This is a genomic window from Kitasatospora aureofaciens (assembly GCF_001188955.3).
GTDB lineage: Bacteria > Actinomycetota > Actinomycetes > Streptomycetales > Streptomycetaceae > Kitasatospora > Kitasatospora aureofaciens.
In genome coordinates, this window is the sequence record NZ_JPRF03000025.1 from 22387 (window position 1) to 38625 (window position 16239).

The 16239-nt window shown below is 72.1% G+C and carries 18 protein-coding genes; 11 read left to right on the forward strand and 7 right to left on the reverse strand.

Features of this window, described 5'->3' with window-relative positions:
* Positions 1-98 precede the first annotated feature (98 nt).
* A complete protein-coding gene (locus tag HS99_RS17485; protein WP_046386507.1) occupies positions 99-1898 on the forward strand; it encodes a bifunctional metallophosphatase/5'-nucleotidase in 1800 nt (599 codons plus the stop codon).
* An 81-nt stretch (positions 1899-1979) separates the two neighbouring features.
* Here the strand turns inward: HS99_RS17485 and HS99_RS17490 are convergent, their stop codons facing one another.
* From HS99_RS17490 to HS99_RS17510, 5 genes are all read right to left on the reverse strand, one after another.
* Entirely contained in the window at positions 1980-3467 is a 1488-nt protein-coding gene (locus HS99_RS17490) for a HAMP domain-containing sensor histidine kinase (RefSeq protein WP_223886003.1), read from the reverse strand.
* Entirely contained in the window at positions 3464-4234 is a 771-nt protein-coding gene (locus HS99_RS17495) for a response regulator transcription factor (RefSeq protein ID WP_030289005.1), read from the reverse strand. The genes HS99_RS17490 and HS99_RS17495 overlap by 4 nt, the downstream gene beginning before the upstream one ends.
* Positions 4235-4322: 88 nt before the next feature.
* On the reverse strand, positions 4323-5480 hold the full coding sequence (locus HS99_RS17500; protein WP_030555388.1) for a S1C family serine protease: 1158 nt from the start codon (positions 5478-5480) through the stop codon (positions 4323-4325).
* A gap of 154 nt (positions 5481-5634) precedes the next feature.
* Positions 5635-6693 (reverse strand): LacI family DNA-binding transcriptional regulator, encoded by a 1059-nt coding sequence (locus HS99_RS17505; RefSeq protein ID WP_030289000.1) that lies wholly within the window; start codon positions 6691-6693, stop codon positions 5635-5637.
* Positions 6694-6813: 120 nt separating this feature from the next.
* Positions 6814-7545 carry a response regulator transcription factor gene (locus HS99_RS17510; protein WP_030288998.1) on the reverse strand — a complete coding sequence of 244 codons (732 nt, stop codon included), beginning with the start codon at positions 7543-7545 and terminating at the stop codon, positions 6814-6816.
* 653 nt (positions 7546-8198) lie between these two features.
* Here HS99_RS17510 and HS99_RS17515 point away from each other — a divergent pair.
* The 7 genes from HS99_RS17515 (at position 8199) to HS99_RS17540 (ending at position 12801) form a co-directional block, all read left to right on the forward strand.
* Entirely contained in the window at positions 8199-8492 is a 294-nt protein-coding gene (locus tag HS99_RS17515; protein WP_046387136.1) for a MoaD/ThiS family protein, read from the forward strand.
* Between the two features lie 14 nt (positions 8493-8506).
* Positions 8507-9850, forward strand: a complete 1344-nt coding sequence (locus HS99_RS17520) for a hypothetical protein (protein ID WP_052405416.1) — start codon at positions 8507-8509, stop codon at positions 9848-9850.
* A 136-nt stretch (positions 9851-9986) separates the two neighbouring features.
* Positions 9987-10709 (forward strand): LmeA family phospholipid-binding protein, encoded by a 723-nt coding sequence (locus HS99_RS17525; protein ID WP_030555384.1) that lies wholly within the window; start codon positions 9987-9989, stop codon positions 10707-10709.
* 257 nt (positions 10710-10966) lie between these two features.
* Positions 10967-11047, forward strand: a complete 81-nt coding sequence (locus HS99_RS48425; protein WP_350517234.1) for an Ms5788A family Cys-rich leader peptide — start codon at positions 10967-10969, stop codon at positions 11045-11047.
* 242 nt (positions 11048-11289) lie between these two features.
* Positions 11290-12123, forward strand: coding sequence for a sulfurtransferase (locus HS99_RS17530; protein ID WP_030288992.1), 834 nt, complete (start codon positions 11290-11292; stop codon positions 12121-12123).
* A gap of 40 nt (positions 12124-12163) precedes the next feature.
* A complete protein-coding gene (locus tag HS99_RS17535) occupies positions 12164-12454 on the forward strand; it encodes a DUF1416 domain-containing protein (RefSeq protein ID WP_030288989.1) in 291 nt (96 codons plus the stop codon).
* A gap of 65 nt (positions 12455-12519) precedes the next feature.
* Positions 12520-12801 (forward strand): DUF3099 domain-containing protein, encoded by a 282-nt coding sequence (locus HS99_RS17540; protein WP_072654816.1) that lies wholly within the window; start codon positions 12520-12522, stop codon positions 12799-12801.
* Positions 12802-12850: 49 nt separating this feature from the next.
* Here HS99_RS17540 and HS99_RS17545 read toward each other — a convergent pair whose 3' ends face one another.
* On the reverse strand, positions 12851-13213 hold the full coding sequence (locus HS99_RS17545; protein WP_030288986.1) for a DsrE family protein: 363 nt from the start codon (positions 13211-13213) through the stop codon (positions 12851-12853).
* A 349-nt stretch (positions 13214-13562) separates the two neighbouring features.
* Here HS99_RS17545 and HS99_RS17550 point away from each other — a divergent pair, with 349 nt between their 5' ends.
* The 3 genes from HS99_RS17550 to ygfZ all read left to right on the forward strand — a co-directional run bounded on the left by HS99_RS17550 (position 13563) and on the right by ygfZ (position 15708).
* On the forward strand, positions 13563-14147 hold the full coding sequence (locus HS99_RS17550; RefSeq protein WP_030288985.1) for a heme-binding beta-barrel domain-containing protein: 585 nt from the start codon (positions 13563-13565) through the stop codon (positions 14145-14147).
* 114 nt (positions 14148-14261) lie between these two features.
* Positions 14262-14726 (forward strand): Fur family transcriptional regulator, encoded by a 465-nt coding sequence (locus HS99_RS17555; RefSeq protein ID WP_030288982.1) that lies wholly within the window; start codon positions 14262-14264, stop codon positions 14724-14726.
* A 19-nt stretch (positions 14727-14745) separates the two neighbouring features.
* On the forward strand, positions 14746-15708 hold the full coding sequence (gene ygfZ / locus HS99_RS17560) for a CAF17-like 4Fe-4S cluster assembly/insertion protein YgfZ (RefSeq protein ID WP_030288979.1): 963 nt from the start codon (positions 14746-14748) through the stop codon (positions 15706-15708).
* Between the two features lie 26 nt (positions 15709-15734).
* On the opposite strand, the gene dtd is transcribed toward ygfZ, so the two are convergent.
* On the reverse strand, positions 15735-16175 hold the full coding sequence (gene dtd / locus HS99_RS17565; RefSeq protein ID WP_030288976.1) for a D-aminoacyl-tRNA deacylase: 441 nt from the start codon (positions 16173-16175) through the stop codon (positions 15735-15737).
* Positions 16176-16239: the final 64 nt, after the last annotated feature.

The following is a 16239-nucleotide window of genomic DNA, read 5'->3' on the forward strand; positions in this document are numbered from 1 at the left end:
AGCTACGCGCGTTGACCCTAGGCTGCACTCGCGCAACTCATCGCCCACGCCCGGTTCCTCCGCCGCCGCGTGGTCCTCCAAGGTGCAGGGGTTCCCTCATGCTCACCGTCAGATCCCGACGGGCGGCGTTCGCCGTCGTCGCCGCCGCAGGTCTGTTCGGCACGGTGGTCGTGCCGACGGCCGCTCAGGCCGCCGACGCCAACGCCAAGCGTCACAAGACCGTCAACCTCCAGCTGCTGGCGATCAACGACTTCCACGGCAACCTGGAGCCCCCGGCCGGCTCCTCCGGCACGATCAAGGAGGTCGACCCGGCCACCGGTCGGGTGGTCTCGACCCCGGCCGGCGGCATCGAGTACCTGGCCACCGAACTGCGCAAGGCGCGGGTCCCGGCCGACGACTCGATCACGGTCGCGGCCGGCGACATCGTCGGCGCCAGCCCCCTCACCTCGGCGCTGTTCCACGACGAACCGACCATCGAGGCGATGGACAAGCTCGGCCTGGACGTCACCTCGGTCGGCAACCACGAGTTCGACCAGGGCGCTGCGGAGCTGCTGCGCAAGCAGGAGGGCGGCTGCCACCCGACCGACGGCTGCTACGAGCCGGGCCGCACCTTCAAGGGCGCCAACTTCAACTACCTGTCGGCCAACGTCACCGACGAGAAGACCGGCAGGACCCTGCTGCCGCCGTACTGGGTGACCAAGTCCCAGGGCGTGAAGATCGGCTTCATCGGCGTCACCCTGGAGGGCACGCCGAACATCGTGACCGCCGAGGGCATCAAGGGCCTGAAGTTCGCCAACGAGGTCACCACGATCAACAAGTACGCCGCCGAGCTGAAGGCCAAGGGCGTCAACTCGATCGTCGCGCTAGTCCACGAGGGCGGCTACCCGGCCAGCAGCGTCTACAACTACGACTGCGGCCCGGCGGGCCAGGGCATCTCCGGCCCGATCGTCGACATCGCCAGGAACATCGACCCGGCCGTCGGCGCCATCGTCACCGGCCACACCCACAACGCGTACGCCTGCGAGATCCCCGACCCCAACGGCGTGCCGCGCTCGGTCACCAGTGCCGCCTCCTTCGGCCGGCTGTTCACCGAGATCGACATGAAGCTGGACAAGACCACCGGCGAGATCGTCCGCCCGTCGGTCAAGGCCGAGAACCACGTGGTGCGCCGCACGGTCCCCAAGGCCCCGGACATGACGGCGCTGATCGACCACTACTCCAAGCTGGCCGCCCCGATCGCCAACCGCCCGATCGGCTACATCTCCGCGGACATCAACGGCCGCGGCAGCAGCGACCTGGAGAAGCCGCTCGGCGACGTGATCGCCGACGCCCAGCTGGAGGGGCTCGCCCCGGCCGGCAAGGGCGGGGCGCAGGTCGCCTTCATGAACCCCGGGGGACTGCGCTCCGACCTGGTGTACAAGGCCTCCGGCAGTGAGGGCGACGGCGTGGTGACCTACGGCGAGGCGTTCACCGCCCAGCCGTTCACCAACATGATGCAGGTCAAGACGCTGACCGGCGCACAGCTGGTCCAGCTGCTCCAGCAGCAGGTGAGCGGGCTCAACGACGCGGCGCCGAAGGTCCTCCAGGTGTCCTCGAACCTCCACTACACCCTGGACATGCGCAAGACCGGCGCGGACCGGGTGGTGCTCGACTCGATCCGGCTGAACGGCGCGCCGGTCGACCCGGCCGCCAGGTACCGGGTCGCGGCCAACGAGTTCCTGGCCGGCGGCGGCGACGGCTTCCCGGCCTTCGCGGCGGGCACCGACAAGCTCGTCGGCGCCTCCGACCTGGACGTCTTCACGGCCTACCTGGCGGCCCACAGCTCGGCGGCCTCGCCGCTGAAGCCGCCGGCGCAGGACCGGATCAAGGTCCTCGGCCCGGGCAGCGACATCGACTGACCGTGAGCCGACGATGAGGACGGGCGGGGCGCTGTCGGGGCGCCCCGCCCGTTCCGTTCTCCCCCGACCGTCACTCGGGGGCTACTCGGGGCCGGGGCCGCCCGGCAGTCGTACGGTGGCCAGCGCGCCGGGGCCGCCGTCCTCGGCCGGGCCGAGGGTGACCTCGCCGCCCGCCTCCCGCACGCTCTGTGCGACGATCGACAACCCCAGGCCTGAGCCGGGCAGTTGGCGCGAGGAGGGGGAGCGCCAGAACCGGTCGAAGACGTACTGCAGCTCGTCCGGCGGGATGCCGGGGCCGTGGTCGCGGACGGTCAACACGCCCTGCTGCAACCGGACCTCGATGGTGCCGCCGGGCGGGCTGTACTTGACCGCGTTGTCCAGCAGGTTGATCACGGCGCGCTCCAGGCCGGCCGCGTCGCCGTGGGTGTACCAGGGCTCGGTGCTCACCTCGAAGACCAGCCCGGGACCACGGAGCTTGGCGCGCTCGACGGCCCGGCCGGCGATCTCGTGCAGGGCGACCACGGTGAGGTTGGGACCGGCCTTCGGGGTGTCGGGGCGGGAGAGCTGGAGCAGGTCGCCGATCAGGACGGTGAGTTCCTGCATCTGCGCCTTCATGTTGCCGAGCAGCTTGGTCTTGGTCGCCGGGGGCAGCGGGCGGCCGGTGTCGTCACTGCGGATCAGCAGGTCGACGTTGGTGCGCAGGGAGGTGAGGGGCGTCCGCAGCTCGTGGCCGGCGTCCGCGATCAGCCGGGTCTGGCGCTCGCGGGAGTTGGCGAGGGCGGTGCTCATCGAGTTGAAGGAGGTGGACAGGCGGGCGATCTCGTCGTCGCCGCGCACCGGGATGGTGGTGCCGACCTCTTCGGTCCGGGCGATGTGCTCGACGGCGTCGGTGAGCCGGTCGACGGGCTTGAGGGAGGAGTGGGCGACCAGGCGGCCGGCGACGGCGGCGAGCAGGATGCCGCCGAGGGAGACGGCGCCGAGGAGGATGGCGAGGCCCTGGAGCGAGTCCTCGACGGACTGGGTGGGGGTCGCGACCATGACCAGCACCGGCCCGAGAGAGTGGCTCTGGGCCGCGGAGACGCGGACGACAGCAGGATCACCATTGGTGTAGGTGCCATCACGGATGATCGACTGACCGAGCTTGAGGCGGTACGCGTCGGTGTCGCTCGGCTTGAGCGTGATAGCTCGGGGCGTGCGCTCCGCGAAGCAGACCTGGCCGGTGTTCGCCAGGACGAACTGGACGTCCCTGAGCACGGGGCCGTTGCTCTCGGTCGGGGAGGACCCCTGTGCCGTCGGGGCTGCAGCAGGCGATGAGGCGCAGTACAACGTGGGTGGGATCCGCGGCTGCGGGGGAGCGTTGAGCAGATCCGTTCGGACCTGGCCGTACAGCTGCCTCTCCACGATGAACCAGCACGCCAGCGCCGACATCGCGATCGCCACCGCCACCGCCGCCGCGCTCAGGAAGGTGAGGCGGCCGCGCAGCGAGCGGGAGCGGTACCAGTGGACGATTCGCTCGCGCCGGCCCGGGGTGCGGGGCGGCGCCAGCGGCGGGGGCGGAACAGTACTCACGCGCCGGCGCCGGCGGCCGGGCGCAGGGCGTAGCCGACGCCGCGTACGGTCTGGATGAGGCGCGGCATGCCGCCCTGCTCGGTCTTACGGCGCAGGTACATCACGTACACGTCCAGGGAGTTAGAGGAGGGCTCGAAGTCGAAGCCCCAGACCGCCTTGAGGATCTGCTCCCGGGTGAGGACCTGCCGGGGGTGGGAGAGGAACATCTCCAGCAGCATGAACTCGGTGCGGGTGAGTTCGACCGGCTTGCCGCCGCGGGTGACCTCGCGGGTGGCGGTGTTCATCCGCAGGTCGCCGAAGGCGAGCACCTCGCTGTCGTCCTCGGCGGCGGCGCGGGCGGCGGCCTCGGCGGCGAGGGCGTTGCGGCGCAGCAGGGCGCGGACGCGGGCGAGGAGTTCGTCGAGTTCGAAGGGCTTGGCGAGGTAGTCGTCGGCGCCGACGTCGAGGCCGGTGACGCGGTCGCCGACGGCGTCGCGGGCGGTGAGCATCAGGACGGGGACGGTGTCGCCGCGGGAGCGCATCCGGCGGACGGCGGTGAGGCCGTCCATCCGGGGCATCATGATGTCCAGCAGGACGAGGTCGGGCTTGTCGCGTTCGACGGACTCCAGGGCCTCGTAGCCGTCGGTGGCGGTGGCGACCTCGTAGCCCTCGAAGGCGAGGCTGCTCTCCAGGGCGTCCCGGAGGGCGGGTTCGTCGTCGACCACGAGGAGCCGGGCGGAGGGGTGGCCGGCCTCGGCGGTGGTGCGGTCGTCGGCGGACGGGGTCATGGGCTGGTGCCCTTTCTCGTCGGGTGGAGGACCTGCTGGGAGCAATTGTCCGTCTCGCGGACGCTTACCGGCTCTCAGGGATTGTGGCTCACAGGCTCTGGCCGGCTTCGAGTTTCGGCAGGGCCTGCTTGATGTCGTTGATCGGGATGGCGAAGCCGAGGCCGACGCTGCCGGCCGTGCTGCTGCCGCCGCCGGCGGTGGAGCTGGCGCCGTTCGGGGCGTACATGGCCGAGTTGATGGCGATGACCTGGCCGTTGGCGTTGATCAGCGGGCCGCCGGAGTTGCCCGGGTTGAGGGCGGCGTCGGTCTGGAAGGCCTTGTAGGTGGTGGTGTCGGCACCGCTCTGCTGCTGCGGGATGCTGCCGCGCAGACCGGGCAGGTTGGGGAAGCCGAAGCCGCCGTTGCCGCTGGTGCTGCCCTCGTCGAGCTGGACGGTGACGTCGCGGTTCTCGGCGCTGATGATGCCGGAGGTGACGGTGCCGGTGAGGCCGTCGGGGTTGCCGATGGCGACGACCGGGTCGCCGACGGCCACGGTGGAGGAGTCGCCGAGGACGGCGGGGGAGAGGTTCTTGGCGCCGGTCGCGGTGATCACGGCGACGTCGAGCTTCTTGTCGGTGCCGGTGACGGTGGCGGGGGCGGTGGAGCCGTCCTTGAAGGTGACGGTGATCCGGCCGTTGCCGTCGGCCGCGGTGTCGATCACGTGGAAGTTGGTGAGGATCTGGCCGTTGTGGTTGAGGACGACGCCGGTGCCGGTGGCGGTGCCGTTGCCGCTCTTGACGGTGATCTGGACGACGCTGGGGGAGACGGCGGAGGCGATGGCGGGCACGTTGGCGGTGCCGTCGGTGCGGGCGGAGACCGGGCTGGCGATGGTGCCGACGCGGCTGTCGGAGGACTGCCGGTCGGCGGCGACGACCCCGCCGGTGACCCCGCCGATGACGGCGGCGATCGCGGCGACGGCGGTGACCAGGGCGAGCCGTCCGCGCAGCAGGCCGCGCCGGGCGCGGTTGCCGTGGCCGCCGGGGCCCTCGGACCCGGAAGGGTGGCCGAGCAGGGTGGGGGGCTCGGGCGGCATGGGCGGGGGAGGGGGTGGTCCGTCGAAGCTGCCGCCGGAGTGGTCCTCGCGGTACCCGTAGGCGGTGCGTGGGTCGGGGTTGCCGGCGCCGTGGCCGAGCACGGCGCCCTCGATGACGCGGGGCTGCTCGTACGGGCCGTACTGCTCGTCGGGGTGCTGCTGGTGTTCGCTCATGCCGACCAAGCTCCGCCCGGTGGATGAGGACCGGATGAGAAGCGGCTCAGAACGCCCCGAGAAGCGCGTTGGCTTCTCATAAAGCCTGGTCAGACCGCCTGCGGAGCGGAATCGGCGGTTCCGGTCCGGCCGCTCCGTCCGCTGCTCCGTTCGGTTACTCCGGCAGGGTCCGCCCGGGTGCGGCGCCGTCGCAGCCGCAGGAACGGCGGATGACCAGGCGGGACGGGAACTTGCGGACCCGTTCGGTGTCCGAGCCGGGCACCATCAGCGAGTCGTCCAGCACCAGGTCCACGGCGGCCCTAGCCATCGCGTCGCGGTCGGAGGCGACGGTGGTCAGCGGCGGGTCGGCGAGCGCGGCCTCGGGCACGTCGTCGAAGCCGGCCACCGCGAGGTCCTCGGGTACGCGCAGGCCGACCTCACGGGCGGCCCGCAGCACGCCGATGGCCTGGTCGTCGGTGGAGCAGAAGACCGCCCGCGGCCGGTCCGGCCTGCGCAGCAGGTCGAGCGCGACGTCGTACGCGCCGTAGCGGTGGAAGGGTGCGTCGATCAGGTGCGGTGCGGTGGGGACGCCGTGGGCGTCCATGGCGCGCTGCCAGCCCTCGACGTGGTCGATGACGGGGTCGCCGGGGGCGGGGGACTCCACCGGGCCGCCGAAGCAGGCCACGTACGGGTGCCCGTGCACCTCCAGCAGATGGCGGACGACGGCCTCGGCTCCGCCGACGTCGTCGGTGACCACCGCGACGTCGTCGATCGCCTCGGGGCGGCGGTGCAGCAGCACCACCTTCGCCCCCTCCATCGCGGCGAACTCCTCGGCGGCGCGCTGCGAGGGGCCCTGGCTGACCAGGATCAGGCCGGAGACCCGCATGCCGAGGAAGGCGCGGACGTAGTGGACCTCGCGGTCGTCGACGTAGTCGGAGTTGCCGATCAGCACGAGCTTGCCGCGCTCGGAGGCGGCCCGTTCGACGGCGTGGGCCATCTCGGCGAAGAAGGGCTGGCGGGCGTCCGGGACGACCATGCCGATCAGGTTGGTCCGCCGGGAGGCCATCGCCTGGGCGACGCTGTTCGGCCGGTAGCCGAGCTGCTCGATCGCCGCGAGGACCTTCTCCCGGGTCGCGGGCGCGACCGGGCGCGGCCCGTTGTTGATCACGTAGCTGACGACCGCGGTGGAGGTCCCAGCCAGTCGGGCTACATCGTCGCGCGTCACCTTGGCCACGGGGGGAGTCTACGCGTGTGGCCCCCGAGGCGGCAGTGGGACCTGGGGCCGCTTCGGGGGGCGTACCGGGAGGAAACCGGACGGGTCGGGCGGAGGGCGGCCCTCCCGACCCGCCCGGTCTCAGGCCTCCAGCGGGGCGGAGGGGCGCTGGGAGAGGTCCGGGCGCTCGCTCTTCTCGGCCTTCTCCGGGACGACGAAGCGGTAGCCGACGTTGCGCACGGTGCCGATCAGCTGCTCGTTCTCGACACCGAGCTTGGCGCGCAGCCGCCGGACGTGGACGTCCACCGTCCGGGTGCCGCCGAAGTAGTCGTAGCCCCAGACCTCCTGCAGCAGCTGGGCCCGGGTGAAGACCCGGCCGGGGTGCTGCGCGAGGTACTTGAGCAGCTCGAACTCCTTGAAGGTGAGGTCGAGCGCCCGGCCCTTGAGCTTCGCGGAGTAGGTGGCCTCGTCGACCGAGAGGTCGCCGTTGCGGATCTCCATGGGGCTGTCGTCGACGGCGACCTGGAGGCGGCCGAGTGCGAGCCGCAGCCGGGCCTCGACCTCGGCCGGCCCGGCGGTGTCCAGCAGGACGTCGTCGATGCCCCACTCGGCGGTCACGGCGGCCAGGCCGCCCTCGGTGACCACCAGGATCAGCGGGCAGCCGATGCCGGTGGAGCGGAGCAGCTGGCACAGGCTGCGGATCTGCGGCAGGTCGCGCCGCCCGTCGACCAGGATGACGTCCGCACTGGGGGTGTCCATCAGGGCCGATCCCTCGGCGGGTGCGACCCGGACGTTGTGCAGCAGCAGGCCGAGGGCCGGCAGTACTTCGGCGGACGGCTGGAGCGCGTTGGTGAGGAGGAGTAGAGAACTCATACCCGGTGGTCCCCTTTCCGGGTCGTCGCGGTCGCGTTCCGGCTGCCGCCGCAGCCGGGGGACGCAGGTGCTGAGGGGAGGGGGGAGGACGCCCGGGCGGCTTCGGGGGAGCGCGCGGCGCACCGGGGGTCCCGCAACCCCTGGCGCACCGTTCCTGCCCTGTTCATCCCGCGAACCCTCCGGTCTGGTCCGGTCCCGGGTGGCGGCCCGGCGCCGGGTGGCGACACCCCGCCGGGCCGGCACGTCCTTGTGCCGCGAGAGGCGGGGCGGTTCCTGCGGTGCGCCGGGGGTGGGCCGACGAATCGCACGAACGTCCGTACTGGCGTCCTGAAAGCACAAAAGGACCCGGGGGCGACTCTGCCCGGATCCCTCTTGGTGCACGAGAATAGCCGACCGTCCTCCGCGCCGGGAGTGCGCGAATCCGGCGGTTCGCCCAATCCGGGCGTGCGCCGGGTGAGCCTGGACACAGCTTCGGGCGCCGCCCCGGGCTCGTCCGGCCAGGGCGATTGCCGCTCGGACCGGCGGACACGCCATCATGGACGCACATCGGCGGCGCCGCCCGGGTCCATCATTCGGGTGGTCGGGCGGAAACTCCGGTGGCGAGCCGGACCGGGCCACCGGGGCCGGGCGAGGACGAACGGAAGGGGTGCCCGATGGGCGCGACCACCGAGCCCGCGAGCGGCGCCCGGGCGCGCGGGACGATCCGCTACTGGGCGGCGGCGAAGTCCGAGGCCGGGCTGGCCGAGGAGCCGTACGAGGCGGCGACCCTGGCGGAGGCGCTGGCCGCGGCCAAGGAGCGGCACGCCGACCGGCCGAAGCTCGTCCAGCTGCTCGGGCACTGCTCGTACCTGGTCGACGGCGCGCAGGTGGGCGGCCGGGACCACGCGGCCGTGGCCCTGACCGAGGGCGGGACGGTCGAGGTTCTCCCGCCGTTCGCGGGAGGCTGAGCGGCGTGACGGACATGAACGACCCGAATCACGGCGGCGGCTACGGCAACTGGCCGCAGCAGCCCCAGCAGCCCTATCCGCATCCGCATTCGCAGCAGCCCCAGCAACACGCGCCGCAGCACCCGTACGGCTATCCGGTGGACGACGAGGCGGCGACCACGCTGCTGCCGCCGGTCCCGGCCTTCGACGACGCGGCCGCGACCACCCTGCTGCCGCCGGTGCCCGCGTTCGACGACGCGGCCGCGACCACGCTGCTCCCGCCCGTCCCGCCGCTGGACGACGCGGCGGCCACCACTCTGCTGCCGCCGGTGCGGGTCTCCGGCGCGATGCCGGTCGCCCCGCCGCAGCACCTCGGGCAGCCGCCGGTGCAGCAGCGTCCGGTTCAGCCGCAGCAGCCCTCCAGGGCGCGGCACGCGGCCCCGGCGCCGCAGCCCGCCGCGCAGCAGGCCGCCCCCGCCGCACCGCCCGTCGCCGGGATGCCCGGCACGCCCCTGGCGGGGTTGCCCGACGCCGGAGCGGGCTTCGACCCGCCGACCATGACGCTCAAGCGCCCGGGCGCCCCCGCTGCCCCGCCGTACGGCTCCCTCCCGGCGCAGCCGACTCCGCTCGCCGCACCACCCTCCGCACCGGTCGGCACGCCGCCCGGCCGGACCGGTTCCCCGATCATCGACCCGGGCCTGCAGCCCGCCCTGATCACCGCCGGGGTGGCCGCGCTGCTGGCGGGCGGCGCCGCGCTGGGGCAGGTGGCGCTGGCCCTGGTGGTCGCGCTGCTGCAGCTGCTGACGGCGGCCGGCTGGTTCCGGCTGAACGGCATGTGGCCGGCCCGCCAGGGCATCCTGCTCGCCGCGCTGGCCGGGCTCACCGCGGACGTGGCCGTGCTGCTGGCGGACTCCAGCGGCGACGCGGCGGCCGTGGTGGGCACCCTGGGCGGGTTCTTCCTGCTGGTCCTGGTGCTGCAGACGTTCCGCCCGTCGGACCCGAAGGAGCGGTTCTACGCGCTGACCGTGCTGGGCTCGGCCACCGTGGTGACGGCGCTGTGCACCGCGCTGCTGTTGGCGGACTGGGTGCCGGCCGGGGTCGGCGCGGTGGCGCTGGCCACCCTGCTGGCGGCGGCTCCGCTGCCCGGCCCGAAGCAGCTGGGCCCGGTGCTGGGCCTGGTGGCGGCGGTGCTGCTGGGATTCCTGGTGGGCGCGCCGGTGGCTCTGGGGGCGCTCGCCGGGCTGGGTGCGCTGATCGGCCGCCGGGTCGCGGCGTACGACTTCCCGTCCCGCTTCGTGCACATGACGGCGGGCGTGGCGCTGCCGCTGGCGGTGGCCGCGCCGCTGATCTGGATGGCCACCGACCTGCTGGCCGGCTGAGCCGGTTTCGTCACGACCGCGTCCCGCCCCGGAACCACCTTCCGGGGCGGGACGTCGTACGGTCGTGCGGGAGGAGCCGCGTCCGGACGGCTCCGGGAGTTGACGACGACGGCGACCGGCGACGACGGGGGACACGATGCGCGGATGGCTGAAGGCGACGATCGGCCTGGCGGTGCTCGCCGGCCTGCTGGTGGGCGCGGACCGGATCGCGGTCGGCGTGGCCGAGGACGAGGCCGCGGACCGGCTGGTGAAGAGCGGCCAGATGAGCCAGCGGCCGGACGTCACGATCGAGGGCTTCCCGTTCCTGACGCAGGCGGTCTCGAAGAAGCTGGACGACGTCCGGATCTCCTCGGACGGCCTGACCGTCCGGAACAACGGCCAGCAGGTGGCGCTGCACTCCTTCAAGGCGAAGCTCTCGGGCGTCGATGTGAGCGACAGCCTGAACAGCGCCACGGTGGACAGCAGCACCGGCAGCGGTGTGATCACCTACCAGGACCTCGCCCAGCTGCTGCCCCCGGCCTCCCAGCTGCTGGGCGGAGCCCCGCTGCCGGGCGGCGCCAACTCCCGGCTGAGCCTGTCGTACGGCGGTCCGGGCAAGGTCAAGGCCTCGCTGGGACCGGTCTCGGTCGGTGAGGCCACCGTGCACAACCAGGGCAACACCGTCACCGTGGACGGCCTCAAACTGAGTTCGCTGGCCGAGATGTTCGCCGGGCTCGCCAACCGGAAGGTCGAGCCGGCCGCCTTCACCCTGGACTCGATGCCGGCCGGGCTGAAGCTGGCCGCGAAGGACGGCGTGACGCCGCTGCCGGAGGGCCTGCAGCTGTCCTTCGAGGGCAAGGACGTCAAGCTGCTGGGCTGACCCGGGCCCGCCCGCCGTCGGCCTGCCTTCCTCCCCTTCCCTCCCCCCGCTCCTCTTCCTCCGTTCCGCTCCGCGAGACGCGCTGTCCAGTGCGGCACGCGGAGCGGTGTCGTTTCGGCCCGTTGTGCCCCCCTGCCGGGCATCCGGCCCGCGCCCGCCGGAACGCACCAAGGCTGAATCCCAGCATTCGGCTGTTTCGATCTCGGCATTCGATACGCTGATGACAGCAGGCCTTCGGTGTCCCTAGCATCGTCGGCATGAAGCGACAGACGGATCTCACGAAGCGGCGGGCGGTCGACCTGTGCCGCGTGGCCGCCTGTCTGTGTCGAATGCGCTAAGTCGGCATCCTGGCAGGGCAGTTGATGCCCGCCGCCGATCTCTCCGGTGACCTCGCCCGGCCCTTCGGGCCGATGGCCGCCGCCGTACCCCGCACTTCCCCGCCCGGTCGCCCCGGCTCGCTCCTCCATCCCGTCATTCGGACAGGATTTCGGACGGGAATTCGGGCCGCACCCGTTCGGGCACCCCTGCAGCACCTGCTGAGCAGCACCTTCCGCCAACCGCCCTCGGATGGAGAACCACCATGAGCCGCAGCGACGTCCTGGTCGACGCCGACTGGGTCCAGGCCCACCTGGACGACCCGAAGGTCGTCATCGTCGAGGTCGACGAGGACACCTCCGCGTACGACAAGAACCACATCCGCAACGCCGTCCGGATCGACTGGAAGCAGGACCTCCAGGACCCGGTCCGCCGCGACTTCATCGACCAGGCCGGCTTCGAGGCGCTGCTCAGCGCCAAGGGCATCGCCAACGACGACACCGTCGTCCTCTACGGCGGCAACAACAACTGGTTCGCCTCCTACGCCTACTGGTACTTCAAGCTGTACGGCCACGGCGACGTCCGCCTGCTGGACGGCGGCCGCAAGAAGTGGGAGCTGGACTCCCGCGACCTGGTCGCCGAGGTCCCGGCCCGCCCGGCCACCGAGTACAAGGCGCAGGCCGCCGACTCCTCGATCCGCGCCTTCCGCGACGACGTGGTCGCCGCCATCGGCAACCTCAACCTGGTCGACGTCCGCTCGCCCGACGAGTTCTCCGGCAAGCTGCTCGCCCCGGCGCACCTCCCGCAGGAGCAGTCGCAGCGCCCCGGCCACGTGCCGAGCGCCCGCAACATCCCGTGGGCCAAGAACGCCAACGACGACGGCACCTTCAAGAGCGACGAGGAGCTCAAGGCGCTGTACGAGGCCGAGGGCATCGACCTGGCGAAGGACACCATCGCCTACTGCCGCATCGGCGAGCGCTCCGCGCTCACCTGGTTCGTGCTGCACGAGCTGCTCGGCCAGCAGAACGTCAAGAACTACGACGGTTCGTGGACCGAGTACGGCAGCCTGGTCGGCGTGCCGATCGAGCTCGGCAACTGAGCCCCCGGCTCGACCCGTAAGTCAGAAGGGAATACCAGACATGTGCGGTGCGAAGGCCGGCGGCCCGGACCTGGCAGGAGTTGACGTGGCGAACGAGACGATCATCCAGGGTTCGGTGACCCGCGACGGTGAGCCGGTCAACGGCTACGTCCGGCTGCTGGACGAGAACAACGAGTTCACGGCCGAGGTGCCCACCTCGGCGACCGGCCAGTTCCGGTTCTTCGCCCGCCCGGGCAAGTGGACCCTGCGGGCGCTCGTGCCGGGCCAGACCGTGGACCGTCAGGTGGTGGCCTCCCAGGGCACCGCCGTCGAGGTCGCGATCGCGGTCTGACCGGAACGGACGATCACACCGAGGGCCCCTGCCGCGCAGGGGCCCTCGGCCGTACCGTGGAAGACGTGCAGACGAGGCGTCGGCGGCGCTACTACTACGCCATGATGGGCGTGTGCCTGGGCCTGTTCGTCCTGGCCTGGGGCGTGGTGCGGTTCTTCTCGGTCGGCGCGGCGATCGGGATGTGCGTGGTCGCGATGGTGATCCCGCCCGCCGCGGCGGTGTTCGCCAACAAGCGGGACCCGGAGGACGACTGGTGGAACGATCCGCGCTGGGACGACCCGAAGTGGGACGACCCCGGTCACGACCGGGACCGCCCCGACCACGAGCCGCGCGACAAGCCCCGGTAGCCGGGCCGGACCGGTTCGGGACCGGGGCTGAACGGAGCCGGGACCGGTCCTAGTAGACGAGCGCCTGGACGCCGTCCGCCGTGATCTCGCTGACGAAGACCTGCGCGCCCGCGATCCGGACGCCCTCGACGGTGTCCTTCTGCTCGATCCCGCGCCGGGCCGCGCACTGGGTGCACAGCGTCACCGAGCCGGCCGCCAGGATCGACTCCAGCAGGTCGGGCAGCGGTGCGGCGTGCGGCAGCTCGAACTCCGCCGCCCTCCCCGGCAGGGCGAACCAGGAGGACTCCCCGGTCAGCCAGAGCGAGACCTCGATCCCGCTGGCGACGGCCACGGCCGCCACCGTGAAGGCCTGCGAGCACCGCTCCGGCGCGTCCGCCCCGGCGGTGACCTTGATGACGAGCTTCTTCGACATGGCGCCACCTTAGAGGGCGCGCGACCCCCGCCCGAGGTCATCCCGGAATCCCTTGGGGAAACCTTGGGCGGCAGCCGGGGGCGGGGGCACGAGAGCCGACGTGGTGGGGCTCACCGCGACCGGCCGGACCACGGCGGATAGAGTGAGCCCGCAAAATCCACCACAACTGTCGCCGCCTGGGAGCCCCCCGTGTCCGGTCTGGAAATGTTCTTCGACGGTCTGCTGGCCCTCATGGCCGTGCTGATCACCTGGTTCGCCATCTTCTCGGTGATGAAGCTGTACCAGGGCCAGCGCTGACCCTGCCGTACGGTTGAGGCAGACCGCACCGACCACGACAGCGACCAGGAACATGATCGAGATCCCTTCTGACCTCCACAAGGACGTCGTCCCGCTCGCCTTCCTCCTCGGCACCTGGGAGGGCGCGGGCGTCTACGACTTCCCGGGCACGGAGAAGTGCAACTTCGGCCAGGAGATCGTGATCCGGCACGACGGCCGCCCCTTCCTCGAGTTCCGCTCCCGCACCTGGGTGCTGAACGAGGAGGGCGAGAAGGTCCGTCCGCTGGAGAACGAGCACGCGTTCTGGCGCATCACCAGCAACCACGACGGCACCACGGGCGCGCGCGGGATCGAGATCTCCTCCGTCCGTGACGACGGCACGGTCGAGATCTGGTACGGCGAGCTGGCCGACGGCAAGCCGCAGGTCGACGTGTCCACCGACGCGGTGGCCCGGATCGAGGGCTCCCCGGAGTACTCCGGCGGCAAGCGGCTGTACGGCTTCGTCAACGGCGAACTGCTCTGGGTCGGCGAGAAGGCCGCCCCGAACGTGCCGCTGCGCCCGTACATGTCCGCCCAGCTGAAGAAGGTGCTCAGCCCGGCGCAGCTGATCAAGGACATCAACGACCTGCCGGACGACGGCATCGCCTTCTTCAAGTAGGGCTCGGCTCAAGCAGGCACAGCTCGAGCAAGGTCCGTGCACGAGGTAGGGACCGGCCCCCGGCCGGTCCCTACACTTGCTTCAGGACCCCCGACCTTGGCAGGGACAGAACCCGTGGCGGACACCGGCACCACCGACTGGCAACTCTCCGGCGACTGGAAGGCCGACCTGCGCGAGCGCGGCTACCGTCTCACGCCGCAGCGGCAGCTCGTGCTGGAGGCCGTGGACGTGCTCGACCACGCCACCCCCGACGACATCCTCTGCCACGTCCGCAAGACCGCCAGCGGCATCAACATCTCCACGGTCTACCGGACCCTGGAGCTGCTGGAGGAACTGGGCCTGGTTTCGCACGCCCACCTCGGCCACGGCGCCCCGACGTACCACCTGGCCGGCCGGCACCACCACCTGCACCTGGTCTGCCGGGACTGCGAGAAGGTCACCGAGACCGGCACCGAGATCGCCCAGCCGCTGATCGACCGGCTGCGCGAGGAGCACGGTTTCGACACCGACCTCAAGCACTTCGCCATCTTCGGCCGCTGCGCCGACTGCACGGCGAAGCAGGAGGACGGCCGGTCGTAAGCTGGCCGGTATGACCGGTGTGAAGAGTCCGCTGCTTGCCCTGCCCGGAGCCGTCCCCGCCGAGGGGGCCGACGAGGGCGTCGCCGCCCACTACGGCGACATCTTCCGCGAGCAACGGAACCTGTCGCAGGGCACCGGCTTCGTCGACCTCTCGCACCGCGGCGTGGTCACCGTCACCGGCGCGGACCGCCTCTCCTGGCTGCACCTGCTGCTCACCCAGCACGTGAGCCAGCTGGAGCCGCAGCACGCCACCGAGGCGCTGGTGCTCTCCCCGAACGGGCACGTCGAGCACGCCCTCTACCTGGTCGACGACGGGACCACCACCTGGGCCCACGTCGAGCCGGGCACCCAGGGCGCGCTGGTGGCCTACCTGGAGAGCATGAAGTTCTTCTACCGGGTGGAGGTCGCCGACGCGACCGCCGACTACGCCGTGGTCCACCTGCCGGCCGGCTCCACCGGCTCGGTCGACGGTGCCGCCGCCGTCCGCGAACTCCCTTACGGGCGCGACCTGTTCGTGCCGCGCGCCGGTCTGGAGGGGGTCACCGCCGGGTTCGGCCCGGCGGCCGGGGTCTGGGCGTACGAGGCGCTGCGGATCGAGGGCCACCGCCCCCGGCTCGGCTTCGAGACCGACCACCGGACCATCCCACACGAGGTGGACTGGCTGAGCACCGCCGTCCACCTGCAGAAGGGCTGCTACCGGGGCCAGGAGACCGTCGCCCGGGTGCACAACCTGGGCCGCCCACCGCGCCGGCTGGTCTTCCTCCACCTGGACGGCACCGAGGAGACGCTGCCCCCGCACGGCACCGAGGTGCGGCTGGCCTCCGACCCGGACGGGCGCTCGCTGGGCTTCGTGACCTCCTCGGCCCGGCACCACGAGCTGGGGCCGATCGCGCTGGCGATCGTCAAGCGGAACGTCCCGGTCGACGCGGTGCTGCTGGCCGGCACGGTTCCGGGCACCCAGGACGTGATCGTCCCGCAGTAGCGCCTGCGGGCCCCGGGCCCCGGGCCTCAGACCTCGACGAGGACGGTGAACGGGCCGTCGTTCACCAGTGCCACCTGCATGTCGGCGCCGAACCGGCCCGTCTCCACCTTGGCGCCGAGCGCCCGCAGTTGGGCGACCACCTCGTCCACCAGCGGCTCGGCGACCGGCCCGGGGGCGGCCGCGGTCCAGGTGGGGCGGCGGCCCTTGCGGGCGTCGCCGTAGAGGGTGAACTGGCTGATCACCAGCAGCGGCCCGCCGATGTCGGAGCAACTCTGCTCCACGCCCTCGTCGTTGACCGGCAGGATCCGCAGCGTCCAGAGCTTGCGGGCCAGTTGGGCCGCCTTGGCCGGGGTGTCCTCATGGGTCACACCGACCAGGACGCACAGCCCGGGCCCCTCGATCGCGCCGACGGTCTCTCCGGCCACGGTCACCCGGGCCTCGGTCACTCGCTGCACCACTGCTCGCATGCCGCCATTGTGCCGGAGCGCCGTACGGCCCGGAGAGGGCTCCGGGTGATCGGCACGGGACGGC